Source organism: Paenibacillus harenae (genome assembly GCF_030812415.1).
Lineage (GTDB): Bacteria > Bacillota > Bacilli > Paenibacillales > Paenibacillaceae > Pristimantibacillus > Pristimantibacillus harenae_A.
The window spans coordinates 314,217-339,149 of record NZ_JAUSST010000006.1 but is presented as its reverse complement, the minus strand read 5'-3'; the positions used below and the strand labels follow the sequence as shown (position 1 = coordinate 339,149).

Here is a 24,933-nt window from a genome sequence, read left to right as displayed (position 1 = left end):
GACGCTCACTCCTTCTTATCAGCTGCGGAATCGCCCGTTGCCTTCGAAGCCGCCTCCGCTTCTTCCTCCTGAAGCCTGCGGCGCAGCACCTTGCCGACCATCGTTTTTGGAAGCGAATCTCTGAATATATATTGATGCGGCACCTTGTAAGCGGCTAACCGTTCGCGGCACCAGCGATCCAGCTGCATCTGCGAAATGTTCCAGCCCTCCTTCAGCACAATATACGCTCTTACCGTTTCTCCCCTGTATTCATCCTTCACGCCGACGACCGACGCTTCCTTGACGGACGGATGCTCGAACAGCACCTCCTCCACCTCGCGCGGATAGATGTTGAAGCCGCCGGCGATAATGACATCCTTAATGCGATCCATAATGGTAAAATAGCCCTCTTCGTCCATCGTCGCCAAATCGCCCGTATACAGCCAGCCATCCCGCAGCGTCTTAGCCGTCTCCTCCGGGCGGTTCCAATAGCCCTTCATGACCTGCGGGCCGCGAATGATAAGCTCGCCAAGCGAACCGGCCGGCAAGTGCTCGCCGGTTGCCGGATCGATGACCGATGCTTCCGTATCGGGAAAAGGCAGTCCGATCGTTCCGATCTTGCGCAGCCCCCAGATCGGATTCGCATGCGTGACGGGCGATGCCTCCGTCAAACCGTAGCCTTCGATGAGGCGCCCGCCGGTCAGCGCCTCGAACTGCTCTTGCACCTCAAGCGGCAAGGCAGCCGAGCCGCTTATGCACACATTGATGGAAGAGAGGTCGGTCCGCGGCGCATCCTTGTGGTGAATGAGCGCGACGTACATCGTCGGCGCGCCGGGAAAGATCGTCGGACGCTGCTCCTTGATCGTCCGAAGCACCGTATCCGGCTCGAAGCGCGGCAGCAGCACGAGCATTCCCGCTCGCAAGACCGACATGTTCATCAGCACGGTCAAGCCGAATACGTGGAAGAGCGGAAGCGCCGCGAGAAAACGCTCCTTGCCGTCCTGCGCCTTGTAGCACCAAGCCGACGTCTGCAGCGTATTGGCGACCAGATTGCGGTGCGTCAACATGACGCCCTTCGGCGTTCCTGTCGTGCCGCCCGTATATTGAAGCGCGGCAAGCGTTTCCCCTGTCGGCAGCACAGGAAGCGGTGCCGCCGAAGAGGAAACGGAACCAAGCAGCTTGCGGTACGCAATTACGCCATGCTTGCCGTATTCGATGTTGATGCGGATCCCGTCCTTGCGCTGCTTGAGCGGGTAGAGCAGATTTTTCGGAAAAGGCAATCCGTCCTTGATCGACGTAATGACGACATGCCGCAGCTGCGGCAGCGGTCCGCGCTCCGGCTGTTCGCCGCGAACGCGGGCGATGCGCCCCGCCAGCAGATCGAGGGCGATAAGCGCTACCGCTCCGCAATCGGCAAGCTGATTCTCCAGCTCCCGCTCCACATACAGCGGATTCGTCTGCACGACGATCGCCCCGGCGAGCAGGACGCCGTAATACGAGACGACCGCCTGCGGACAGTTCGCCAGCATAATCGCCACCCGGTCGCCGGGCGAGACGCCGAGTCCCGCAAGACCTTGGGCAAGCTTAACCGCATCGGCATGCAGCTCGCGGTACGTCATCGTTTTGCCCATGAAATGAACGGCTTGATGATTGGGATATTTATTAACCGCGTTTAATAGAAATTGGACGATGCTTTGGTCCGGATAATCGAGCGAAGCAGGTATTTCCTTGGGATAGTGACGCAGCCATGGACGCGGAAGCGGTTCGGATACGGCGGAGTGGACGGATTCAGCATCTGTTTGATCGACAGACGGCTGCTCACTTGGTAGTAGCGGGTCCTGCGGTCCGAGCGGTTCCATTGACGCTCTCCCCCTTTATACGACATAGTGCTCACTTCGGATGACGCGAGCGGCTATCGTCCGCTTCAGCGCGATCGTATCGGCAAGCGGCGCACGCATCAGTTTTTTCAAGACCGACAACTGCATCTGCAGTCCGTCTCCCTGCTCCATCGCCGCAAGGGCAACCTTCGCGATCGACTCGAGCCTCTCCATCGATTCCTGCACGAACACTTCCGTCATTGCGGCTGCATGCCCCCATTTGTCCGATACGGCAGCGCCTCCCGTCTTCTTCAGTTTCTTCGTCCGCAGCAGCGCGCTTTCCATCGCGAACAGCTCGATCATCATGTCTGCCAGCGAGCATAAGATCTCCTGTTCCTGCTCGAGCCGAATGCCAAGCTTCTGTACGGCTAGCCCGCCCACGGCCAGAAAAGCTTTTTTGGCCTGACCGATACGGTACGTTTCCTTGCTGAGCGGCTCGTCGAACGTCGGCAGCGGCATAGGCTGCGTCAGCTCGGCTTGCAGAGCTCGTGCTTTGCGCAGGATCGGAAGCTCGCCTTTGAGCGCTTTTTTCATCAGGGTGCTTGGAATGAGCATGCGGTTAATTTCATTGGTCCCTTCGAAAATACGGTTGATCCGCGAGTCGCGGTATATCCGCTCGATCTTGTACTCCTTGATGTATCCGTAGCCGCCGTGGATCTGGACGCCCTCGTCCGCCACGAAGTCCAGCGCTTCCGACGCGAACACCTTCACGATCGAGCATTCCAGCGCATATTCGCTGATGGCCGCCGCAATTCTGCTGCCTGCATCGGCAGCGCCTTCTCCGGCATCCGCCTCGGCCGAAGCCCCGTGCAGCATGCCGTCGATCCAGCCCGCCGTCCGGTACACCATGCTCTCCAGCACGTAAGTACGAATATTCATGTCCGCCAGCTTCGCCCCGATAAGCGGATACGAAGAGATCGGCTTGCCGAACTGCTTGCGCTCATTGGCGTATTTGGACGCAAGCTCGATCGTTTCCTTCGACGCGCCGAGACAGCCCGCGCCAAGCTTGAAGCGGCCGATGTTCAAAATATTGAACGCGATGCGGTGGCCCTTGCCGATCTCCCCGAGCACGTTCTCTACCGGCACTTGCACATCCTCGAAGAAAAGCGGACAAGTGGAGGAGCCTTTGATGCCCATCTTATGCTCCTCCGGCCCGACGCTGAAGCCCGGCATTCCCCGCTCGACGATAAACGCCGTGAAATATTCGCCGTCCACCTTCGCATAGACGATGAACAGATCGGCGAATCCGGCGTTCGTAATGTAGAGCTTCGAGCCGTTCAATATGAAATTTTTTCCGTCCGGCGACAAGCGTGCCGTCGTCCGTGCCCCCAGCGCATCCGAGCCGGATGACGGCTCGGTCAAGCAATACGCCGCGATCCGCTCGCCCATGGCAAGGCTCGGCAAGTACTTCTGCTTCTGCGCCTCCGTGCCGAAGAACACGATCGGCAGCGTGCCGATGCCCGTATGCGCGCCGACCGACAAGGCGAAGGACGAAGCACGCGACAGCGTCTCGGCCAGCAGCGTCGTGCTCACCTTATCGAGGCCAAGCCCGCCATAAGCTTCGGGTATGTCCGCGCCGAGCAATCCAAGCTCGCCCGCCTTTCGCATCAGCTCTACCGTCAGCTCGTAGTTCAGCGCCTCGATATCCGCATCGCGCGGCAGCAGCTCCGCCTCCATGAACTGCCGGGCGGCGTCTCCCATCATAAGCTGTTCCTCATTGAAATCCTCGGGCGTTACGACCGACTCCGGCGTGCTGTCCTCCACGACGAATCTGCCGCCGAAACGTATCGTTTCCGTCATGCCGATGGCCTCCCCTCAATCGTCCTCATCCTTATTCCGCTTCTCCATACACTTCAATAACGCCGGCTGCCCCCATGCCGCCGCCGACGCACATCGTCACGACGCCGATTCCGCCGCCGCGCCTCCGCAGCTCATGAATGAGCGACACGGTGAGTTTCGTTCCCGTGCAGCCGAGCGGATGGCCGAGGGCAATAGCGCCGCCGTTCACGTTCACCCGCTCGGGATCGATGCCGAGCTGTTCGATGATCGGCACGCATTGCGCGGCGAAAGCTTCGTTCAGCTCGAACAGATCGACCTGTTCGAGCGAGATGCCCGCTTTCGCCAGAGCCTTCGGCACGGCTTCGATCGGGCCGATGCCCATCACCTCGGGCGCAACGCCGGCCACGCTGTATCCGCGGAATGCAGCGAGCGGCGTAAGGCCAAGCTCGGCGGCACGCGCCCGGCTCATGACGATGACGGCGGCAGCGCCGTCGCTCATCTGCGACGAATTGCCCGCGGTCACCGTCCCTTCGCGGGCGAAGGAAGGCTTGAGCGGGGCGAGCGATCCGACCGTCGTCTCTGGCCTGACACCTTCATCCGTATCGAAGGTGAAGCTCTTCTCCCAGGGCCGGCCCGCGTCGTTGACGCCCGATCTCGTCGCGACGATCGGGACGATCTCGTCCTTGAACTTGCCGGCCGCGATCGCCGCCGCGGCCTTCGCATGGCTGCTCGCGGCGAAAGCGTCCTGCGCCTCGCGCGTCACGCCGTAGCGGCGGGCCACCTCCTCGGCGGTGTGGCCCATGCCCATGTACACCTCGGGCATCGCATCGACGATGCCCGGATGCGGCGAGAGCTTGAAGCCGGTCATGGGCACATGGCTCATGCTCTCAACGCCGCCGGCGGCGATGGCATCCGCCTCGCCAAGCCGGATCCGCTCGGCCGCGTAGGCGATAGCCTGCAAGCCGGACGCGCAGAAGCGGTTCACGGTGACGGCAGGCGTCGTCACCGGCAATCCCGCATATAGCGATAGAACGCGGGCAACGTTAAGCCCTTGCTCTCCCTCCGGCATCGCGCAGCCGATGATGACGTCCTCGATCCCCTCCGGCGTCAAGCCGGGCGCGCGCGCCAGAGCCGCTTGCAGCACGGCGCGGCCCATATCCTCGGCCCGCGTCTCCGCAAGGCTGCCTTTCTTCGCCTTGCCGACTGCCGTGCGCACAGCGGATACAATGACGGCATCGCGGTCGCGATCGACAAACAACGGTGAATCAGTCGACATCGTTCCCTCCCCTTCCATATATGGAAATCGCGCAAAAACGCTAATTGCGAAGCGGCTTGCCGGTGCGCAGCATATGGCTCATCCGCTCCTGCGTCTTCCTCTCGCCGCACAGGCTGAGGAATGCCTCGCATTCCAGATCGAGCAAATATGGCTCGCTCACCTCTGCTCCCGCCCGCACGTCTCCTCCGGCCAGCACATGTCCGAGCTTGCCGGCGATCAACTCGTCATGCTCGCTAATATGTCCGCTTAGCCGCATCGCCTGCACGCCCACCTTCAGCACCGCTTTGCCTTCCCGTCCGGCAACCCGGATGGCCTGCTCGGCCGGCGCGGCGTACCCGGCGCGGTCAAGCTCCAGCACCGCCCGCTTCGCCTCGGCAATGCGCGCGTCCTGCCGCATAATGACCGTGTCCTGCGGCCGCATGAAGCCGAGCTTGCTTACCTCGAAGCCGCTCGACGAAGCTTTGGCCAGCGCGATCGTCTCGAACATCGCGTTCAGCTGCGGCTGCAGGTCGCCGCCGGCAACGGTTCGCGAAGCCGCGAGCGCCGCCGCCTCCTTGCTGCCTCCGCCAGCCGGGATAAGGCCGACGCCCGTCTCGACGAGTCCGAAGTACGTCTCCGGCGAGTAAATAATCCGGTCGGCCGGCAAGCATGCTTCCACGCCCCCGCCCAGCGTCATCCGGTGCGGCGCGGCGACGACCGGGCGCTCGAGCCGCTTAAGCTGCAGCATGCTGCTCTGGAAGTAGCGGATGATGTCCTCGACCTCATCCCACTCCCCGTTCTGCGCCTCCATGAGCAGCAGCATCAGGTTGGCGCCGACGCAGAAGTTGCGGCCTTCATTGGCAATCACAAGGCCTCGCCAATTGCTGGCGACCTCCGCCGCGCTCAGGCGAATCGCCGACAAAATATCGCCGCCGATCGCATTGTTCGGCGAATGGAACTCCAGACAAGCGACATCGTCGCCGATGTCGATCAGGCTTGCGCCGGAGGTAGCGAGAATCGTCCGTCCGGAAGCTTTTAACCCTGTTAAGGAAATCGAATCCGATTCCCGTTCTTCCAGTTTATAGGATACGCCCGCCGCATATGACCGAATATTGTCCGCTTCCTTGTAAAAGCTCTCGTGCCCGGCCTCCAGCAGCTCCGACACCCATGCAGGCACGTCTTCGCCTTCCGTCTTCATGCGTGCCACCGACTCGCGCAACCCGATCGCGTCCCATAGCTCGAACGGCCCGAGCTCCCAGTTGAAGCCCCATCTCATCGCGCGGTCTACGTCCGCGATGGAATCGGCGATCGCATGAAGCTGGGCCGCCGAGTAAAGCAGCGTCCGCTTGATCGTCGACCACGCGAATTTCGCATAGCGGTCGGACGGATCGGTGCGCAGCAGCGCTCGCACCTTTGCCGCCGCTCCCTTGGCCGACTTCGACGCGTCGATAATCGGCGAGCTGATCGCCCGCTGCGCGCCGTACTCCATCGTGCCAAGATTCAGCGATTCGATGACGCTGCCTCCCGCGCCCTTCACTTTGCGATAGAATCCCGCTCCCGACTTCTCCCCAAGCCGACCTGCCGCGACCAGCTTCTCCAGTACCGGCGGCCGGGCGAAGACGGCGCGCTCCGCCGCATCCTCGCTCCGCTCCCTCACATTGTCGACGACATGGAGGAGCGTATCGAGTCCGACCAGATCGAGCATGCGGAACGTTGCCGTCTTCGGCCTGCCCATCGCCGGTCCGGTAAGCGCATCGGCCTCCTCTACGGTCAACCCGAAAGCAAGCGTATCCTCAAGCGTGACGAGCATGCCGTAAGAGCCGATGCGGTTGGCGATAAAATTAGGCGTATCCTTCGCGATGACGACGCCTTTGCCCAGCCGCTTCTCGCATACTTCCTTCAACAGCCCCGCGACGGCGGGATCGGTACTGGCGGTCGGCACAATTTCGACAAGCTTCATGTATCGCGGCGGGTTAAAGAAGTGTGTAGCGGCAAAGTGCCTTCGAAACTCCTCGCTAAGCCCCGCCACCATCGCTCCGGCTGACAAGCCGGACGTATTCGTGCTCACAAGCGTACCCGGCCTTCGCACGGAGGCTATGGCCGCTAGCACCTCCCGCTTCACATCGAGCCGTTCAACGACCGCCTCGATAATCCAGTCGGCATCTCCAAGCGCCGCCAGATCGTCCTCCAGATTGCCCGCCTTGATCCGCGTCGACCATGCGGCATCATAGAGCTGCGCAGGCTGCGCCTTCGCCATGCGGGCAACGGCCGCCAACGCCAATCGGCTTCGCACCTTCGCATCGGCAAGCGTCAGGCCTTGCCGTTCCTCCTCCGCCGTTAGCTGCCGCGGAACGACATCGAGCAGCAGGACGCGCATGCCCGCATTCGCCAGATGGGCGGCAATGCCCGCCCCCATAACCCCCGAGCCGATAACGGCCGCGGAACGGATGGAAGCGGCTGTTTTTGGCAGCCCTTTTGTAGACATAGTAGAACCCTCCTCTCATCTTGCACCTATGAACGCGAACCCTTTTCATCAATCTCCGAATACGCTCTCCGCAAGCAGCTCCGCCACGTCCCGCGCACGCACCTTTCCATCGTCGTCCGATAACGACTTAAGGCCGTCCTCCATCATCGTCAGGCAATACGGGCATGCCGAGCCGATGACGGTCGGCTTCACCTCGAGCGCCTGCGCGGTACGGGCGTAATTGACGCGGGTGCCGGAACGCTCCTCCATCCACATCATCCCTCCGCCCGCGCCGCAGCACATTCCGTTCGCGCGCGAACGCTCCATCTCCTTAAGCGCAACGCCCGGTATGGCGCGCAATACGTTGCGCGGCGCTTCATACGTATCGTTATAGCGGCCGAGGTAGCAGGAATCGTGATACGTAATCGTCTCATCAAGCTCGTGCACGGGCTTGATCGCCCCCTCCTCCACGAGCTGCGCCAGCAGCTCGGTGTGATGCTCGACCTTCACGTCCGGGCTTAAGCCGAAGTCCGGGTACTCGTTTTTGAACGTGTTATACGTATGCGGGCAAGCCGTAACGATTCGATGAATGCCGTATTTGGCCAACGTCTCGATATTGCCCTGGCAAAGCTCCTGGAACAGCAGCTCGTTGCCGATCCTTCTCGGCGTATCGCCCGAGTTCCGCTCTTCCGCTCCAAGCGTCGCGAAGTCCACGTTCGCAGCGCGCAGCAGCCTTACGAGATCGAACAGCACGCGCCTGCTGCGGGAATCGTAAGCTCCCATCGAGCCCGCCCACAACAGCATTTCCGGCGTGCGCCCTTGACGCTTCAGCTCCTGCATCGTCGGTACGCGAATGCCGGTCTTCTTCTCGCATTCCTCGATCCAAGCGGCGCGCTCTGCCCGAGGCAGTCCCCATGGATTGCTCTGACGCTCGATATTTTGCAGCGCGCGCTGGCCGTCTTGCGGCAAGCTCCCTTCCATTAACACGAGATGGCGGCGCATATCGATGATTTTGTCGACATGCTCGTTACCGACCGGACATTGCTCCTCGCAATTTCGGCAGGTCGTGCACGCCCATAGCTCCTCCTCGGTCATGACATCCCCGATCAGCGCCACGTCCTCCGGCTTCATCCCTTCCCGCTTCACCCAAGCCTGCTCCTGTGCCGCCATCGTCGGCTCGATCGTCGTCGTGCCCGCCGCAACGGCGGCGTCATCCCATGAAGGGAGAATGGCCCCCATCGTATGAGCAGCGGCCACCGCGTTCCTAGGCTGCCACAGCCCTGCAGGCATCCAAGGCGATTTGGACGTAATGGCCGCGCCTTTCTCCGTCAGATGATCCCGAAGCTTAACGATCATATGCATCGGGGACAGCAGCTTGCCGGTACTTGCGGCGGGGCACACGTTCGTGCATCTTCCGCATTCGACGCAGGCATACAGATCGAGCATTTGCTTTTGGTTCAAATGTTCGATTTTGCCCGAGCCGAACGACTCCGCCTCTTCGTCCTCCAGATTGAGCGGCGTCAGCCGCCCATGCGGCTCTCCTCTCCGATAAAGCAAATTAACGGGCGCGGTCAACAGGTGAAAATGCTTCGACTGCGGCACATAGACAAGGAAGCCCAGCAGCACAAGCAAATGCACCCACCAGAACAGCTCAAATCCCGCATGCGCCAACGCACTTTGCGGCTGCACGCCCATCCACTGCAGCATCCCGGATACTGGCTCGCTTACAGGCGCGTAGACGCCGGGCACGACATGCCCTTCGCTTGCCAGCCTCTCGAACGACAAGGAGAATAGGATCGACAGCATGAGCGACCCGATGAACCACATCACCAGCGACGGCTTCCATCCGCGCTTCAGCCGCGGAAGCCTCTCCCCATACCGCCTGAACGCTCCGTAAAATACAGCCAGCAGAACAAGCGATACCGTTAGCTCCTGCATCCAGGAGAACGGACCGTACACTTCCTCGGGGATCGGCAGCGGCTCCCCGCCTCTCAGCCCTTTCGCAATGAGGTCGACAGCGCCGAACTGGAGCATAATGAAGCCGTAAAAATAAACAAGATGCATCAAGCCGCTCCGCAAATCGCCCAGCAGCCTGCGATGGCCGAATACATGGGCGGAGAAGCCCTCGCCCCTCTCCCGCCTCGGACGATAGCGGATGAAGCGGTACGGCACGCCCAGCCTCATATAGCCGACTCGCCTTAAGACGACGGCAGCGAACAGCAGGGCCGCCAGCACTACAAACGCCGCAAAAAAAGTCCATCTCCCGAAGGTCGCAATCTGCTCCCAGGTCCAAGCGGCGTTTAGCGTCATAAGTCCGCCCCCTCTCTGTGCCGATACAGCACGGCGCAATGAAATTGGACAAGTAATAAAGCGCTTACACAAATAGCCGCGGTGCTCCATGTATATGAGCCTCTTCGCATGAACATGTCTTGATTGGCCGCGGTCTATTCGTCTGCCTGACTTCATATGGTAGCAATGATGGACAATGCCGGGAGCCGATATGGGATAAGCAATGTTCGGCTTTGCCGCTTGCATGCGAACGGCTTCTGCCGTCCCTTTGGCGGCGGCGGCTCGTCTAATAATAGGAATAAGCGAGGGGAGCTTCAATGTTGAAAATCGTGGTGCTGCTCAAGCAAACATTTGATACCGAGGAAAAAATAATCGTAACGGCCGGAAGCGTCGATGACAGCGCGGCCAAGTTCATTATTAACCCTTACGATGAATACGCGCTGGAAGAAGCGATTCGACTGCGGGATCAGCATGGCGGACAGGTCATCGCCGTCACTTGCGGCCCCGAACGGACGCAGGATGCGCTGCGTACGGCGCTTGCCGTCGGAGCGGATGAAGCGATTCGCTTGGACGACGACGGCAGCTTCGGCGATGACGGGTATGCGGCCGCCGCCGCTCTTGCCGCCCTGGTTAAGCCGCTCGAGCCCGATCTCGTGCTGGCGGGCTTGTTCGCGGTAGACAGCGGCGCCGGGAGCGTGGCGCTGCAGGTCGCCGAACGCCTTGGCCTGCCGCATGCTTCGGCGGCGATCAAGGTAAGCGTGATTGCCGCAGCCGAGCGTGCGGGATTGCGCGCTGCGCTGAACGAGGTCGACATCGAGGCCGGCCGCTACGCGCTGGTCGAACGGGATGTCGAGGGCGACACGGAGACGGTAACCATTCCGCTGCCGGCGCTTATTACGGCCCAGCAAGGACTGAACGAGCCGCGCTACCCGTCGCTGCCGGGCATCATGAAGGCGAAGCGCAAGCCGCTCCGAACCGTCTCGCTGTCCGAGCTGGCGGTTAACGGACCAAGCACGGATGCCGCCGCCGCCGCAAGCCTAAGCCCTGCATCCGACCTTTCGACAAGGACGGTACGCACCCGCCTGTCCGCCCCTCCTCCCCGTGCGGCGGGCAAAAAGCTCGCAGGCGCTCCTGCCGAGCAAGCCTCGGCACTAACGGAGCTGCTGCGGACGGAAGCTAAGCTGCTATAAGTCAGTCACAAAGGCGTGGGCTGAAACTTCTGTCCGCCCCTAAGTCACTGAACAATTAAATGAATTTCTCCCGTTACTTTTGTTGAGATTCGCTGATATCGTTGAATAGCCGGAATTTCTCCCGCTAATTCCCCTGGTACACGTCAACTGGCCGGATGAACTAGAATAACTGGAGTTTCTCCATTTATTCCACGCCCTCCGCCCTAACGCGCCGAAATAACGGGATAAACTACCGCTAATATTTTCATTTCTGCTGGCTAGTCTTACTGTGCAACGTCGCTTGCCATTTTTATATTTGCACAAAGGAGCTGCATACCTATGTCCAAAACGATACTCGTTTTTGCCGAGAGCCGCAGCGGCAGCCTGCGCCGCGTCGCGCTTGAGGCGCTTGGCGCCGCAAGGCGGCTGGCGGGCGCGGACGGCGAGGTTCACGCCGTTCTCGCCAGCTTCGGCGGCGCGGCGGAAGAAGCCGCCGCACTTGCTGCGCGGGGGGCGGATGTCGTGCACATCGCCGACGATCCTTCCCTCCGCGCCTATGCGCCCGAGGCGTACATCGCCGCCATCGGCGCAGCCATTGCCGCGGTGCGGCCGGACGCCCTGCTGCTCGGCCACACCGCCATGGGGCGCGAGCTCGCGCCCCGCTTGGCCGCGGCCCATGGCGCCGGCCACATCGCCGACGTCACCGCCATCGAGGACTCCGGCGATGGCGGCGACGTCGGCTTCATTCGCCCGCTCTACGCCGGCAAGGCGTTCGAGCGGCGCAGCTTCGTGCCGGGCAGACCGTGGGTCGTCACGGTCCGCCCGAACAACCTGCCTGCGGCCGAGCCGCTGGACGCGGCCGCGGGCCATACGGCTGCCGTGAAGGAGCTCCCCTTCACGGTGCCGCCGCTTTATACCGCCGTGCGCGGACTCGTCCGCCGCACGAGCGGCCAGCTCGATCTCGCCGAAGCCGACGTCGTCGTTTCCGGCGGACGAGGCGTGCGCAGCGCAGCGGGCTTCGAGCCGCTTCAAGCGCTCGCGACCGCTCTCGGCGGCGCGGTCGGTGCCTCCCGCGGCGCCTGCGACGCAGGCTATTGCGACTATGCCCTGCAAATTGGGCAGACCGGCAAAGTCGTGACGCCGCAGCTTTATATCGCCTGCGGCATCAGCGGCGCCATCCAGCACCTGGCAGGCATGAGCCAGTCGCGCGTCATCGTCGCCATCAACAAAGACCCCGACGCCCCCATCTTCGGCGTCGCCGACTACGGCATCGTAGGCGACCTATTCGAGGTCGTACCGCTGCTAACCGCCGAGCTCCAACGCGCACGCGCATAACGACAATCCACCCCACCCTTATACCTCTTTAGCACACTCTCCCCCTTACTCAGGAAACCTGGGTTAAAGGAGTAGTGTGCTAAAGCCATCTTAAGCATGTTAATCGAACGGCTGTCCGTTCCGTTCGTTCCGAGATCGTGCACCGCTCGCCTCCATTCCACATAACTGCCACATACGCCTCGTTTCGCCGCCTCACAAGCCAGCAATGAACAATCTCACCCATTGCCCCGCTTCTCTGACTTCCATTAATACTCCCTCCCCGCCTAGTCATGGGTTGATGATACGTTTCAACCCCTTTATCACGCTCTCCCCTCTAATCAGGAGCCGCAAAACTAAACCTTCTGAAGATTAAAACCAAGAGAAAAATCCCCAACACTTATGAATAACAGATCACTTACGTACGATAAATCCAGTCCGAACAACCCCTCATTCCTGAATTGCAAATTTCCCAATATCCCATCGCTTCCCGAACGGCAGATCCCAAAAACCTGAGCCAAAGGGATAGTGCGATAAAGCCCATTCGGACACGATCCCCCCAATCCTGCCATTCAAACTCTCCAGCATGAGCTAATGGGATAGTGCGATAAAGGGATTTTAAGGCATCTTGAAGATACCTGAACAAACAAAAAAAACGGTAAAGCCGGCTTATTCCCGCTTGAGGCTTGGCTCACAATGAGCTTTAGCTTCCATGCAAGAAACAACTCGGTTCACCGTTTGGTTCGTTCTTTTCATTCATTTCGTTTCATTAGTTTCGTTTTATTCATTTCGTTTCGTAGCTTCTCGTAACGATTCGCGTTCTATGTCTAAGCGTAGTCGATCCGGACTTCCCGAATGCAATCGGGGGACTCGAACCATTCGTCGTGCACCGCGTTGGTGACCGGATAGGCGCGCATGAGATAGGTATCCATGGCCTCCAGATGTTTGCGCAAGCCGGCGAATTCCGTTAGCTTCGGATTAAGCCAATCCTCGACGCCCTCTTCATCCAATATAACGGGCACGCGGGGCTGCCATACGGACATGGCGCCCGATGAGGCGGCTGTTATAATCGTGAAAGCGCGAACCTCCTGCCCTCTCGCATCCTTCCACGAATCATAGATCGCGGCCACGCCGAATACCGGTTGATTCGGGAGGACAACATGCATCGCCCGCGGATCGCGCTCCTGCCCGATTTGCTTGCGTCCGAAGAAACCGCTGCATGGCAATACGCAGCGCTGCTTGCGCAGCATCCGATCCAGGAACGGCTTCTGGGACAGCGTCGCATGATCGGCATTCACCGAATCCTTCGCCCAGAACGGGAACAGCCCCCATCTCGACTCCTGCATGGTCCGCTGCCCATGGCGATCGTTCATCACGATCGACACCGTTTGCGTCGGCGATACATTGAACCGGTTCGTATACCCTCGAACTACTTTACCTACTTGAAACCTCTCTACAATATCGCCAATTTCCCCCGTTAACGAAAACCGTTCAATCATCGCGCACTCTCCTTCAGCGTTGTTGAAACCAGTTTTTGATTAACGGAGGAAAATTATTCATGAATCCGATTAACTTCTACATCGTGAACCGTTTGCGGAATTTCAGCGGCGGCATGCCCGTATTGGAGGCAAACAGCCTCGAGAAATGCGGCGTTTGCCGGAAGCCCGTCTCTTCCGCTACGCGGGCAATCGTCCAGTCCGTCTTAATGAGCAGGAGCTTCGCCTGATCCAAGCGGTAATAAAGCAAATATTGCTGCGGCGTGCAGCCGAACACCTCGGTCATCGAGCGTGTAATATAGTTCGTATGAAGCTGCAGCACTTCACTAAGCATCGTGTTGCTGATCGGATTGCGGTAATTGAGCTTCAAATACGCAGCCGCCCGTTCCGCGACCGATACGGCTGCTTTCGCCGCGTCCGACCTCCAGCCCTCGTCCAGCATTTGCAATAAATGCAGAAAACGCTGCTGCCGATCCCAGAATGCGCCATGCGATGAGCTTTTAGCCGCCTCGTGCAGCTGCGAGAATATAACTTTAGCTTCGTCCGGATAGGTCAACTTCATATGCTTCGGCAGCCGAATGGCATACGTATAATAGTCGCCGCGAAGCGAGCCCGACTGGCTTCCTTCCGTCTCTTCCCAAGCGCCGACCGTCTGAAAATGAACCCAGTCGAACACCGTATCTTCCGAGCATGGCTTCGTTGAATAATGCCACCGATCGGGTCGCAATATGAGTACATCTCCAGGACCAAGCTTCCATCTGCGATTCTCTTCGGCTACATGAAGCGAGCCCTCATTAACAAACAGCAGGTCAAATACGCCCAAGTTGGAACGGTTCGGATGCTCCTCGCCTACACCATAGGTTAATCGATTCGATTCTATAAAAAAGGGCAGCGGCGGCGAACGAAATGTTAGTAATAATTCCTCTGACAACCTGATCTCTCCCAAGTGGTTCTTCTATGACCCTTCTAACTACTGCCATGTTACTTGAAATCGGATTCAATTGTCTACAACAAATAAGCAGGCTTCCAGCTATCCGGACCGGATAGCTCAAAACCTGCATTTTTTAAACTTGATTCCTAATTCACCAGTTCCACACTGGGAAGGGGCAATAGACTTTTGGCCAAACGCATATAGTCGAGAGATTGCAGGAGAGTTGATTCATCGGGATAACAGACGAAACGTTTGCCGCTAAGCAGCGACAGTACCTCTATCGTGACGGGAAGCACCTCGAACGCATGCGCGCAGAACACCGTTGTCATGTGGAAGAACGTCGAAACCGTTGCTTCATTCTCGTCGATTACGTATTTTTGTACCGTATAGCCGTTCACGGCTGAAACATCCTCGATAATCAGTTGAAAAATTTGCGAAAGCTCCATATCTATGGACGGCACGTAAGCGCTAAGCTGCTCGAATCGAACGATCGGCTCGCATGTCCGGTACTCCCCTGTCAGATACGCCGTTAAATGCGAAATCACTTTTTGCTTCATTTGCAAATAATGCTCGTTTGAATGAAATTTATAATAGCGATTGCTCCATCGCCGCTCGATAATAGCCGTTATCGACTGCTCCGTTCGCGCTTCGATCGGAAGCGCGTAAAATTCGTTCAAACAATGGCTGGCCGCATATTGCGCCAGCTGCTTCCAAGTCACATCCCGTTCACCACCCCGCTCGGCCTGGCCACGAGTGCTGCGCAGCAGCTCTTCCAGCTTGTAGTCCTCTAACCGCAATACTTCATGCATCCGGCTCATCGCAACGGCCGCCCTTCCGTCTGATTATCCTGCAACCGCAGCAAGTCCCGCTACTTGGCGGCCGACTCTCTTGCCTTGCTCCAGCTCTTCGTTCGAAGGATTATATTCGAACTTCATGCTCTCTGCAACGATCTCCGCGCCAAGCTCCCGCAGCTTCACTTCAATCGTATCGACAGCGCCGCAATAAATCGGGTATGACGTATCGCCCGAGCCGAATACGGCTGCTTTTTTGCCAGTGAGATCAAGGCCGTCCATCCCTTCGTAGAAATCGATGAACTCGTCGGGCAGCTCGCCATCTCCCCATGTGTACGCGCCTATAATGATGCCATCGTACTCAAGCAGCTCTGCAGCGGAAGCGTCGAACGCCTCCTTCGACACGACCTCCACCCCTGCTTCGGCCGCTCCTGCCGCGATCGCCTCCGCCATTTCTTCCGTATTGCCAGTCATGCTTGCATATACGACCAATACTTTTGGCATCCGACCAGCCCTCCTATCGTCTTCTAATCCCTATTCAATGTTTGAATCCCTTGAAACAGCGTGGCCATATATATACTGTCGCCCTGCAAATCGACGTCCGTAACCGGGCATCCCAGCTTAACCGAGAGCAGTGTCACCTGCTGGCCGATATAAGCAAGCCGAAACAATCCCTTGTCGGTGCACGCATAAATGTCGTTCCCCTTTGCCAGCACGGAGAAAATAAACGGCTTGCCGAAACGGATCCGATTGAAGCGCCCCTTCTTATCGCCGATAAGAAGCTCGCCTTTGTCGCTCGTACCGATCAGATGGCCTCTGAACACGGCCAAGCTGGTTACGCATGCCTGTAATTCGAAATGCGCCCAATCATCCATGAACCGATCATAGAGCGAAATACCGCTCTCATGCGCAATGACGAGATACTGCGGCAGGTTAATAAAATCGAATACCCTCTTGTCGGAGCATGCCGCCTTCTCCCAGCCTCCCGCTCCTTTCGACCACAGCCCGTATTCGGTTGCCGCGTAGGAAGTGCCGCCGATCAGGCGGTATTGGTAGCACGGTATCGTAAGACCGTCGTTCACCCACTCGCTGCCATCCCATTCATACAAGCCGTCGCTCGTGCAAGCGTGAAGCAGATCATGCTGCAATTGCAGCCGATTGACCGCCGCTCCGTCCGGCATGCCGCTGCCCAGCTTCACCCATTTCTCGGAAGCATCAATGGCATATACGCCATGCCCGACCGAAGCAGCGTACAAAAAGTCAGGCCCAGCCTTGATCGATGAAAAAGGGAACAGCAGCCAGTTCCATGGCCTGCTTGTTTCCGTCTGCATATGTCTCTCTCCTTTGTTTCAGGTATGTATGCTCGCGCATCTATGTCTCATTCTTATCTTCCCGTATCAGGTCAGGCAGAACCCGTCCCTGCGGCGTTAATTGGATTGATTTCATATTGTCTCCGGCAGTCCGGTTCTCCTCATGCAGCAGGACAGTCGCTTCCCGCTTATTCGTTACCATCTCATATAACAAGCCCATTAAAGAAACCTCCTGCCTTGGCTATCACTATTTTCATCCGCATTAACTGATAATGATTATCACTTTCGTATATATGATAACTATTCTCACTCATATTGTCAATCCTTTCTATCCTGTTTGCGGAAGACCAGTCCTTATTACTCAGTCCTATCCTTCAACTACCTACGCCGCCGCCTTAATCCGCCCTTCTCCCCCAGCAAAGGGATTAGTCTGGGTATGAAAGTTCGGGCCTTATCTACTCGACATAGACGAATCTATTGCTAGCAAATAACCATTTTAACAAAAAAAGGTTATTTATTGTAAAATAGCATACAAAATCCCAATCCGCTTCTACCGGGCATACATAATATAGGAACAAATAATAGGGAGGTGCTTCAACTGGGTTATCTAAACGAGAAAAAACGTTGTGCAAAAAAGCGTGTTGTCAAATGTCATCCAAAAAGAAAGAAAGATTGTGTCATCGTTAAGAAAAAAATCATAACCGATAAAATACTAGTTAACGTTCCAACGGGGCTCAGAGGACCCAGAGGACTCAGAGGTCCTAGAGGTCCGCGCGGGTACTATGGCCCGAATGGTGGTGGTGGCGGTACTGGAGGAGGCGGAGCTGTTGGTCCTGCCGGACCTGCTGGACCCGTCGGACCTGCTGGGCCTGTTGGACCCGCAGGGGCTGTCGGCGCTGCCGGCTTGATCGGTCCTATCGGGCCTACCGGTGCTACCGGCGCGACCGGCGCGCCAGGAACGACCGGTTCGATCATTCCGTTCGCTTCCGGTATCCCCGTAGTCCTTACTTCGGTATTAGGTTTAGTGTCGACCGTAAGTCTTGTCGCATTTGGCACAGCCCTTCCGGGAGTTTCCTTGATTGGTGGAACAATCGATTTGACAAGTCTTGCCAATATCGCACTTCTCGGTCCAAATATGGCCTTCTCCGTCCCTCGCGACGGAACGATTACTTCGATTTCAGCTACATTCAGCAACACGGCTACACTCACACTGACGGGACCAGCAACCGTAACTGCGCAGCTCTATAGCAACACAGACTTAACCAATAACGTATTCACCCCTGTGGCAACCGCTCTAGTAAATATGACTCTTCCAGCCGGATTGATTGCGATCGGCGATACGTTTGGCGGCATCACTTCGCCAATAGCCGTTCCGGTAACAGCAACTACTCGCTTGCTGATGGTCTACTCCGTTGCAGGCGACGCTCTTATCGAGCTGATTACGGCGACTGGTTTCGCAAGCGCGGGCATTACGATCAACTAATCGTATAAACTATAGAAAAAACCGCTCACATCAGTGGGCGGTTCTTCGCTATTTATATGAAACTATTAAATTAAAAGTTCAACTTCAGCTGCAGCTTAAAAAGAATACTTATATGATCGCCGCTGAACTGTACGTCTTGTACGGTAACGACGTCCTGCTGCGGCAGATCAAGCGGAATGACTTGCGTCTCTAGCAATCGCAGCGGCAGATGCACCTCTTTGACGGTTAACGCCCGAGGTCTTAGCACGATGTTCGGCGCTTGCCACTCGAGCTTGTACTCCGCCTGCAACTGCGCAGGCACGCGATCCTTGTAAGTAACATTCAGCCGTGCGATCAGCCTGTTGCCTTCAAGCTCGAATACAGCACCATCTAACGTCGTGTCCGGGGCAAGCGGTTCGGCGGACTCGGATAAATGCATTTTGAGCAAATTGTTAATATCCGCTTCGGTCAGCACAAGCTCCGGCTTCAGGTTCTTGATCATATTCAGCGCTTTATCCTTCACGCTAATCGGCTCATAATTCATCGTGAGCGCCTCATCGGGCTCGATATAGGTGATGAGCCACCAACCTCCCCCTGCTAGAAGCAATACGACGATTACGATGAAAACAGCAAGTCTTTTGAGTGCTTTTCGCATGGATGGCCTCCTTCTCGTCTAATTCTTCGACATGAAATGCGTCAGCCGGTAATGAAGATGCTATAATAGATCGATAATAATTATTGATATTCATGCAGATCGAGAGGATGGACGCTTATGAGTCGACACGTTGAACCTTCACCCCGCATCGGGCTTGAAGATATTGTACATGCACAAATGCATTTGAAAGATGTCATTACACGTACGCCGCTGCAATACAATCGCGTGCTGTCCGAGCGTTACGGCTGCAATCTGCTGCTTAAGCGCGAGGATCTGCAGATCGTCCGATCGTTCAAAATACGAGGCGCTTACCATCTCATTCGCTCCCTGTCACCAGAGACGCTCGAGAAGGGCGTTATCTGCGCAAGCGCAGGCAATCACGCCCAAGGCGTTGCTTATTCGTGTCAGACGCTAGGCATTCCCGGCAAAATCTACATGCCCAGCACAACCCCTCGCCAGAAGGTGACGCAGGTATCCTTCTTCGGCGGCTCGCAGGTTGAAGTGATATTGACCGGCGATACGTTCGACGACGCTTACGCAGAAGCTATCGCCGAAAGCCAGCGCAGCGGCATGGCGTTCGTTCACCCGTTCGACGACGCCATGATTATCGCAGGCAACGGTACGATCGGACAAGAGATCATGGAAGCTGCCGAATCGATTCCGGATTACATTTTCTTAACGGTCGGCGGCGGAGGATTGGCGGCTGGCGTTGCTTCTTATATCAAAATCGTGTCGCCTGCGACGAAGCTGATCGGCGTCGAGCCCGAAGGCGCGCCTTCGCTTCGCGTCTCGCTCGAAATGGGCGAAGTCACGCCGCTCGATCAAATCGACAAGTTCGTTGACGGCGCCGCCGTCAAGCGGGTCGGCGACCTCACGTTCGCGATATGCAAGGAGCTGCTGGATGACGTTATCGCCGTGCCGGAAGGCAAAGTATGTACGACGATGCTCGATTTGTATAACGAGAATGCCATCGTCGCCGAGCCTGCCGGCGCGCTGACGATTGCCGCTCTTGAAGCATACCGCGAGCAGATCGCGGGCAAGACGGTTGTATGCGTCGTAAGCGGCGGCAATAACGATATTGACCGGATGCAGGAAATTAAGGAGCGTTCGCTCATCTATGAGGGATTGAAGCATTATTTCATGCTGAGCTTCCCGCAGCGCGCAGGTGCTTTGCGTGAATTTTTGGACCAAGTGCTTGGGCCTAACGACGATATTACCCGGTTCGAGTACACGAAGAAGCATAATAAGGACAATGGTCCCGCTCTCGTCGGTATCGAACTGAAGCATCGCGACGACTACGCCCCGCTAGTGGAGCGCATGTCGCGCAAAGGCTTCCAGTTCGTCGAGTTGAACAAGGACCCCGTCTTGTTTAATCTATTGATTTGATTGGTATCGTGGCGCTCCTGCCGGCTTGCGGCGGGGGCGCTATTTTGTTTTACCAGGCGTAAGCGCGAGGCGCGTCGCCGCCCGGGCCCGGGAAGATTTCGTCGATCCGCTTCAGCTCCGACTCGCCGAGCTTAACCTCGAGCGCGCGTAACGAGCGCTTGAACTGGTCGAGCGTGCGCACGCCAATGATCGGCGCCGTCACGGCCGGGTTCGCGAGCAGCCACGCGAGCGATACGAGATCCTCCGGCTCGCCGAGCTCGTCGCAGAACTTGGCATACGCGTCCAGCTGCTTGCGATGCTGGTCGATCCGCTTCGCGTCGCCGCTGCGTCGTCCGCCGTCCTTGCGGCGATGGTTGCCCGCGAGCAAGCCGCCGTCGAGCGGACTCCATGGAATAACGCCAAGGCCAAGCGCTTGCGAAGCCGGAAGCACTTCGAGCTCAGGCAGCCTGCAGAGCAGGTTATACTTGTGCTGTTCGGACACGAGGCCGATATGTCCTCTCGCCTTCGCCTCTCCTTGGGCCACCGCAATGTCCCAGCCGGCGAAGTTGCTCGAGCCCACGTAGCCGATCTTGCCCTGCGCTTCGGCGTTCTCGAACGCTCTCCATAGCTCGCTCCAATTCACGCTGCGGTCAACGTGATGCATTTGATACAGCTCTATATGATCGGTTTGAAGACGCTTCAGCGAGCTCTCCAGATGTCTGCGAATCTTGTATGCCGACAAACCCGCCTCGCGATTAGGTCCATCATGATCGTCGTGCATATCGCCATATACTTTCGTAGCAAGAACGGTGCGCTCGCGTCTGCCGTCGCCCTGTTTGAACCAGCGTCCGATGATTTCCTCCGTACGCCCCGAGTTTTCGCCCCAGCCATAGATGTTAGCGGTGTCAAAAAAGTTGATTCCCGCCTCCGAAGCGGCATCCATAATAAGAAATGATTCCTTCTCATCCGTATCCACGCCGAAATTCATCGTACCCAGACACAAACGGCTTACGTTAAGACCTGAACGTCCCAGCTTCGCATACTCCATCTTCGCTATCGCTCCTTCAAATTTTAAATAGGCGGATATTAAATCCATTATACAAAAATAATATAAAGGATCAAAACTGAGTTCACGCTCGGATGACAAAAGCCCGTTATACTACCGGCAGGAGGTGTGCCTATGATTCGTTCCGATTATAACCGGCATCCGAAATTATTGATATTGTACGCTTCTTACGGGGACGGACATTTGCAAGTGTCCCGCGCCATTCAAGGCGCGCTGGAGGAGAGGGGCAATTACCGCTCCGTTATGATTGACCTGATGGCCGAATCGCACCCTTGGTTGAATGAAGTAACGAGGCGCTTCTATCAACAAAGCTATACCCTTATGCCTTCACTGTACGGCTGGATGTATGACGTTACGAAGCCGATCAAGCACAACTCGCTGTTAGGCGGTCTGCTGCATTCCTTCGGAAGCGAGAAAATAAGGCGAATTATCGCCGCCGAGCGGCCCGATGCGGTTATCCATACGTTCCCGCTGCTCGCCGTTCCGCCGATCGCCCGCAGGAGGCGCGCGTCGTACCACCCGCCCTCCTATGCGGTCATCACCGACTTCGATCTGCATCGCCGATGGGTCCATCCAAGCATCGACCGCTATTATGTAGCGACTGAAGATTTGAAACAAGAGCTTGCCCATATCGGCGTTCCGGGGGGCCGCGTTCAAGTGAGCGGCATTCCGCTGCGGCGCAGCTTCCGCACGCTCGATGCAACGGATGCGCTGTACGGCCGTTATGGCCTTTCCCCGGATCGGCCTGTCGTTCTTATGATGCCCGGAGCGCAAGGCACGCTGGCTGACCTTGGCGAGATATGCAGCCGCCTGCTCAGTCATCCCGGGCTTCAGATCGCGCTTGTCTGCGGACGCAACGAGCAGCTTCGAACCGCGACGTTAGAACAATTCGCCCTCCACCCCGAAGCCGAGCGGCTGCGGGTGTACGGCTTCATCGATACGATTCACGAGCTAATGTCGCTCGCTTCCTGCATCCTAACGAAGCCCGGCGGCGTTACGCTCTCCGAGGCTATTGCCGCCAAGCTGCCTATATTCGCCTACCGTCCGGTTCCCGGACAAGAGAAACAGAATGCGAAATATCTCTCGTCGAAGGGCGCTGCCACTATAGCACGCGACCCTGCCGAGCTCTGCGCGCAAATTATGAAACTGATTGACGATCCGATACGTTTAACTAACAGCAGGATAGTAATCGAACAGCTTCAGACGGCGCAGACGGCAGCGGACAGCATTGTTTCGGATATTTTATCCAGACACTCTATAATGGGCAGAGCTTCTATCCTATAAAATAAGGAGCTTATCCGTGCCGACAAAACAAAAACGCTGGTTTGGAGCGGAGATGACCCTCATCTCCATCATTATGTTTTTCGTCGAATTCGTCCGCGGTGCCGTGCTCGTCAGTCTGCTTCCGATCTATGGGGCGAAGACGCTGGGGTTATCGCCCGATGTTATCGGTGTCGCTATATCCGCTCACTATATTACCGATACGCTGCTTAAGATTGCCATCGGTTATTTGCTGGATCGTTTCTCGATGCGTCTTATCGTTCAAGTCGGGCTGTTCATATCGCTGATCGGCGTTTACCTGCTCCAATTCGCCGATCTTCCATGGATGTTCATCGGCGCGGCGGCTATATACGGCATCGGCATGTCGCCGATCTGGATCGTTTGCTTGACCAAAGTAACCGAGGGACAGCGCGGCACGCAGATGGGTTTCCTTTATACGATATGGTTTGTCGGACTTGGAAGCGGACCGATCGTATGCAATATTTTGCTCGATTACAGCTCCTCTTTCACCTACACATTGCTCGTCAGCCTGTCGGTGCTCGCCTGCTTGCTCTCCATGTTCATGAGCAAGCAGCGCGCGCAGAAGCGTGAACGGATGCCGATACGCGAGCAGCTTGGCGTCCTTCGCAGCAGAATGAGTCAGATGAAGCTGCTGCTGCCGGGCATGATTCTGCAGACGATGGGAGCGAGCATGCTCGTTCCTATCCTTCCTGCCTTCGCGGAAAACCGGCTTGGCATAACCGGCACGCAATACTCCGTGCTGCTGACGGTCGGCGGCGCATGCGCCGCGGCCGGCCTCATACCGATGGGCAAGCTGTCCGACAAGCTTGGCGGCAGGAAATGGTTTCTTGTATTCGGATTCGGATTTTTCGCCTTCGCGTTGTACATGCTGGCATGGGGACTTCCCTTTTGGTATTGTTTACTTATAGCGGTTGCGCTTGGTCTGTCTTACGCCTCCGTGCTGCCTTCGTGGAATGCCCTTCTCGCGGCCTACGTGCCGCCGAAGCAAGAGGGGCTCGGATGGGGTATCCTGTCTACCGTCGAGGGTGTCGGCGTTATGATCGGCCCCGTAGTCGGGGGTCTTCTTGCCACTTGGAACGGCGAGACGACCGTCGTATGGTTTAGCGCCGCTCTGTTCGGCCTTATCGGCCTCTTTTACCTATGGTTTCCATTCCATGCGCTTAGGGCAGGCGGGACTGCAACAAACAAGTAGAACGGAGTTAGATTATGAACGAATGGCAGGAATGGCTGCATAATTTGAGATATATGGATCTGGACCAAATTCAACGAACGCTGGAGAGCTACTCGCAGCTTGGGCCGTTGCCCGGGCTGCTCTTGCCGATGCTGGAATCGTTCCTGCCTTTCTTGCCGCTCATCGTCATCGTAGCCGCGAACGCCAACATTTACGGTCTGGGGCTCGGCTTCTTGTTTTCCTGGATCGGCGTGACGGCGGGATCGTTATGCGTATTCTGGATTAGCCGCAAGATAGGCAGACGATTCAAGGGATGGGTCATGCGCCGCTTCCCGAAGTCGGAGCGCTTCTTTAACTGGGTGGAGCATAGAGGCTTTACTCCTTTATTCCTGCTGGCATGCTTCCCGTTCACGCCTTCGGTTATCATTACGGTCGTGTCGGGCATCAGCAATATTCCGTTCAAGACGTTCCTGCTCGCTACCCTTCTCGGCAAAGCCGTTATGATCTTTAGCATATCGCTCATTAGCTTCGATATTGGCAATCTCATCGATGAGCCGTGGCGCATATTCGTTACGATTACAGCCGTTCTCGTCATGTGGTTCGGCGGCAAAAAGCTGGAGTCGCGCTATCAAGTAAACGGATGAGGTGAGCGTTAATGACAAGCTTATCGTTTACGGCGATGCACATACAGCTCATGTTCTCATGGCTCGGCTTCGGCGCCACGGCAATTGTCCTGCTCGTGGCGCTTCTGCTGCTTGCGGGGATGATCTTCTTCATTCGCATAGCCTCGAGCGGCGAGGACAAGCATGCCGAAATTCGCGAGATGGTCGAGACGTTATTCGGCACGCCTGCTCATCTTCGCCCTACCCAGCCGGGCGCAACCTCGCCACCCTCTTCGTCCTCGGCGCCGTCTTCCCTCTCCAAATCCGCAGCTCCGTTCTCCGAGCCTTGTCCGGCCTGCGGCGAGACGGTAACCGAGAACGACGCGCATTGTCCTTCCTGCGATCTCCGTTTGTTGTAGCCGGCTTAAGCGGCATTCATACAATGACTCCTTTTGTGGCAAACTGTTGATGATCTTCTGCCGAAGGGAGGATGCCGCCATGTCCGGATCACAACCGTCCAATCAGCAACTGGCAGCCAGCAAAGCGCAATCGAAAGCCGATCGCCATCTCGCCAGCAAGCAAGCCGCCAGCGAACAGCAATCGACCGCCGACCGCGCCGCAGTGCCGAAGCACGGACTTTGAACATAGGAAGGTAGGTA

22 protein-coding genes are annotated in these 24,933 nt (G+C 57.3%); 9 read left to right on the top strand and 13 right to left on the bottom strand.

Features of this window, described 5'->3' with window-relative positions; all coding sequences use genetic code 11:
* Nucleotides 1–5: 5 nt before the first annotated feature.
* The 5 genes from J2T14_RS22565 to J2T14_RS22545 are packed head-to-tail and all read right to left on the bottom strand — an operon-like array spanning nt 6 to nt 9,664.
* On the bottom strand, nt 6–1,838 hold the full coding sequence (locus J2T14_RS22565; protein ID WP_307474413.1) for a long-chain-fatty-acid--CoA ligase: 1,833 nt from the start codon (nt 1,836–1,838) through the stop codon (nt 6–8).
* 15 nt (nt 1,839–1,853) lie between these two features.
* Complete coding sequence (locus J2T14_RS22560; protein WP_307474411.1) at nt 1,854–3,656, bottom strand: acyl-CoA dehydrogenase family protein; 1,803 nt, start codon at nt 3,654–3,656, stop codon at nt 1,854–1,856.
* A gap of 31 nt (nt 3,657–3,687) precedes the next feature.
* Nucleotides 3,688–4,911: an acetyl-CoA C-acyltransferase gene (locus tag J2T14_RS22555; protein WP_307474409.1), complete on the bottom strand. Its 1,224-nt coding sequence runs from the start codon at nt 4,909–4,911 to the stop codon at nt 3,688–3,690.
* 40 nt (nt 4,912–4,951) lie between these two features.
* Entirely contained in the window at nt 4,952–7,375 is a 2,424-nt protein-coding gene (locus J2T14_RS22550) for a 3-hydroxyacyl-CoA dehydrogenase/enoyl-CoA hydratase family protein (RefSeq protein WP_307474407.1), read from the bottom strand.
* A gap of 48 nt (nt 7,376–7,423) precedes the next feature.
* Nucleotides 7,424–9,664, bottom strand: a complete 2,241-nt coding sequence (locus tag J2T14_RS22545) for a (Fe-S)-binding protein (RefSeq protein ID WP_307474405.1) — start codon at nt 9,662–9,664, stop codon at nt 7,424–7,426.
* A 299-nt stretch (nt 9,665–9,963) separates the two neighbouring features.
* Here J2T14_RS22545 and J2T14_RS22540 point away from each other — a divergent pair, with 299 nt between their 5' ends.
* A complete protein-coding gene (locus J2T14_RS22540; protein WP_307474822.1) occupies nt 9,964–10,833 on the top strand; it encodes an electron transfer flavoprotein subunit beta/FixA family protein in 870 nt (289 codons plus the stop codon).
* Between the two features lie 318 nt (nt 10,834–11,151).
* The gene (locus J2T14_RS22535) at nt 11,152–12,147 is read left to right on the top strand and encodes an electron transfer flavoprotein subunit alpha/FixB family protein (protein WP_307474403.1); all 996 of its coding nucleotides are present in this window, start codon (nt 11,152–11,154) and stop codon (nt 12,145–12,147) included.
* A gap of 803 nt (nt 12,148–12,950) precedes the next feature.
* On the opposite strand, the gene J2T14_RS22530 is transcribed toward J2T14_RS22535, so the two are convergent.
* The 6 genes from J2T14_RS22530 to J2T14_RS22505 form a co-directional block, all read right to left on the bottom strand.
* The gene (locus J2T14_RS22530; protein ID WP_307206040.1) at nt 12,951–13,622 is read right to left on the bottom strand and encodes an SOS response-associated peptidase; all 672 of its coding nucleotides are present in this window, start codon (nt 13,620–13,622) and stop codon (nt 12,951–12,953) included.
* Between the two features lie 76 nt (nt 13,623–13,698).
* Nucleotides 13,699–14,550 (bottom strand): AraC family transcriptional regulator, encoded by an 852-nt coding sequence (locus J2T14_RS22525; protein ID WP_307206041.1) that lies wholly within the window; start codon nt 14,548–14,550, stop codon nt 13,699–13,701.
* 146 nt (nt 14,551–14,696) lie between these two features.
* A complete protein-coding gene (locus J2T14_RS22520; RefSeq protein WP_307474401.1) occupies nt 14,697–15,368 on the bottom strand; it encodes a hypothetical protein in 672 nt (223 codons plus the stop codon).
* 24 nt (nt 15,369–15,392) lie between these two features.
* Entirely contained in the window at nt 15,393–15,845 is a 453-nt protein-coding gene (locus tag J2T14_RS22515) for a flavodoxin (protein ID WP_307474398.1), read from the bottom strand.
* 23 nt (nt 15,846–15,868) lie between these two features.
* Nucleotides 15,869–16,672: a hypothetical protein gene (locus tag J2T14_RS22510; RefSeq protein ID WP_307474396.1), complete on the bottom strand. Its 804-nt coding sequence runs from the start codon at nt 16,670–16,672 to the stop codon at nt 15,869–15,871.
* Nucleotides 16,673–16,712: 40 nt separating this feature from the next.
* Nucleotides 16,713–16,871, bottom strand: coding sequence for a hypothetical protein (locus J2T14_RS22505; protein ID WP_307474394.1), 159 nt, complete (start codon nt 16,869–16,871; stop codon nt 16,713–16,715).
* 684 nt (nt 16,872–17,555) lie between these two features.
* Between J2T14_RS22505 and J2T14_RS22500 the strand changes: the two genes are divergently transcribed.
* Nucleotides 17,556–18,134: an exosporium glycoprotein BclB-related protein gene (locus J2T14_RS22500; protein ID WP_307474392.1), complete on the top strand. Its 579-nt coding sequence runs from the start codon at nt 17,556–17,558 to the stop codon at nt 18,132–18,134.
* Nucleotides 18,135–18,204: 70 nt separating this feature from the next.
* On the opposite strand, the gene J2T14_RS22495 is transcribed toward J2T14_RS22500, so the two are convergent.
* Complete coding sequence (locus tag J2T14_RS22495; RefSeq protein WP_307474390.1) at nt 18,205–18,768, bottom strand: hypothetical protein; 564 nt, start codon at nt 18,766–18,768, stop codon at nt 18,205–18,207.
* Nucleotides 18,769–18,885: 117 nt separating this feature from the next.
* Here J2T14_RS22495 and ilvA point away from each other — a divergent pair, with 117 nt between their 5' ends.
* A complete protein-coding gene (ilvA, locus tag J2T14_RS22490) occupies nt 18,886–20,154 on the top strand; it encodes a threonine ammonia-lyase IlvA (RefSeq protein WP_307474388.1) in 1,269 nt (422 codons plus the stop codon).
* Nucleotides 20,155–20,203: 49 nt separating this feature from the next.
* Here the strand turns inward: ilvA and J2T14_RS22485 are convergent, their stop codons facing one another.
* Complete coding sequence (locus J2T14_RS22485) at nt 20,204–21,181, bottom strand: aldo/keto reductase (RefSeq protein WP_307474386.1); 978 nt, start codon at nt 21,179–21,181, stop codon at nt 20,204–20,206.
* A 132-nt stretch (nt 21,182–21,313) separates the two neighbouring features.
* Here J2T14_RS22485 and J2T14_RS22480 point away from each other — a divergent pair, with 132 nt between their 5' ends.
* The 5 genes from J2T14_RS22480 (at nt 21,314) to J2T14_RS22460 (ending at nt 24,916) form a co-directional block, all read left to right on the top strand.
* Nucleotides 21,314–22,483, top strand: coding sequence for an MGDG synthase family glycosyltransferase (locus J2T14_RS22480; RefSeq protein ID WP_307474384.1), 1,170 nt, complete (start codon nt 21,314–21,316; stop codon nt 22,481–22,483).
* A 16-nt stretch (nt 22,484–22,499) separates the two neighbouring features.
* Complete coding sequence (locus J2T14_RS22475; RefSeq protein WP_307474382.1) at nt 22,500–23,693, top strand: MFS transporter; 1,194 nt, start codon at nt 22,500–22,502, stop codon at nt 23,691–23,693.
* A 14-nt stretch (nt 23,694–23,707) separates the two neighbouring features.
* The gene (locus J2T14_RS22470) at nt 23,708–24,316 is read left to right on the top strand and encodes a TVP38/TMEM64 family protein (RefSeq protein WP_307206052.1); all 609 of its coding nucleotides are present in this window, start codon (nt 23,708–23,710) and stop codon (nt 24,314–24,316) included.
* Between the two features lie 11 nt (nt 24,317–24,327).
* Nucleotides 24,328–24,693: a hypothetical protein gene (locus J2T14_RS22465; RefSeq protein ID WP_307474380.1), complete on the top strand. Its 366-nt coding sequence runs from the start codon at nt 24,328–24,330 to the stop codon at nt 24,691–24,693.
* Between the two features lie 79 nt (nt 24,694–24,772).
* Nucleotides 24,773–24,916, top strand: coding sequence for a hypothetical protein (locus tag J2T14_RS22460; RefSeq protein ID WP_307206054.1), 144 nt, complete (start codon nt 24,773–24,775; stop codon nt 24,914–24,916).
* Nucleotides 24,917–24,933: the final 17 nt, after the last annotated feature.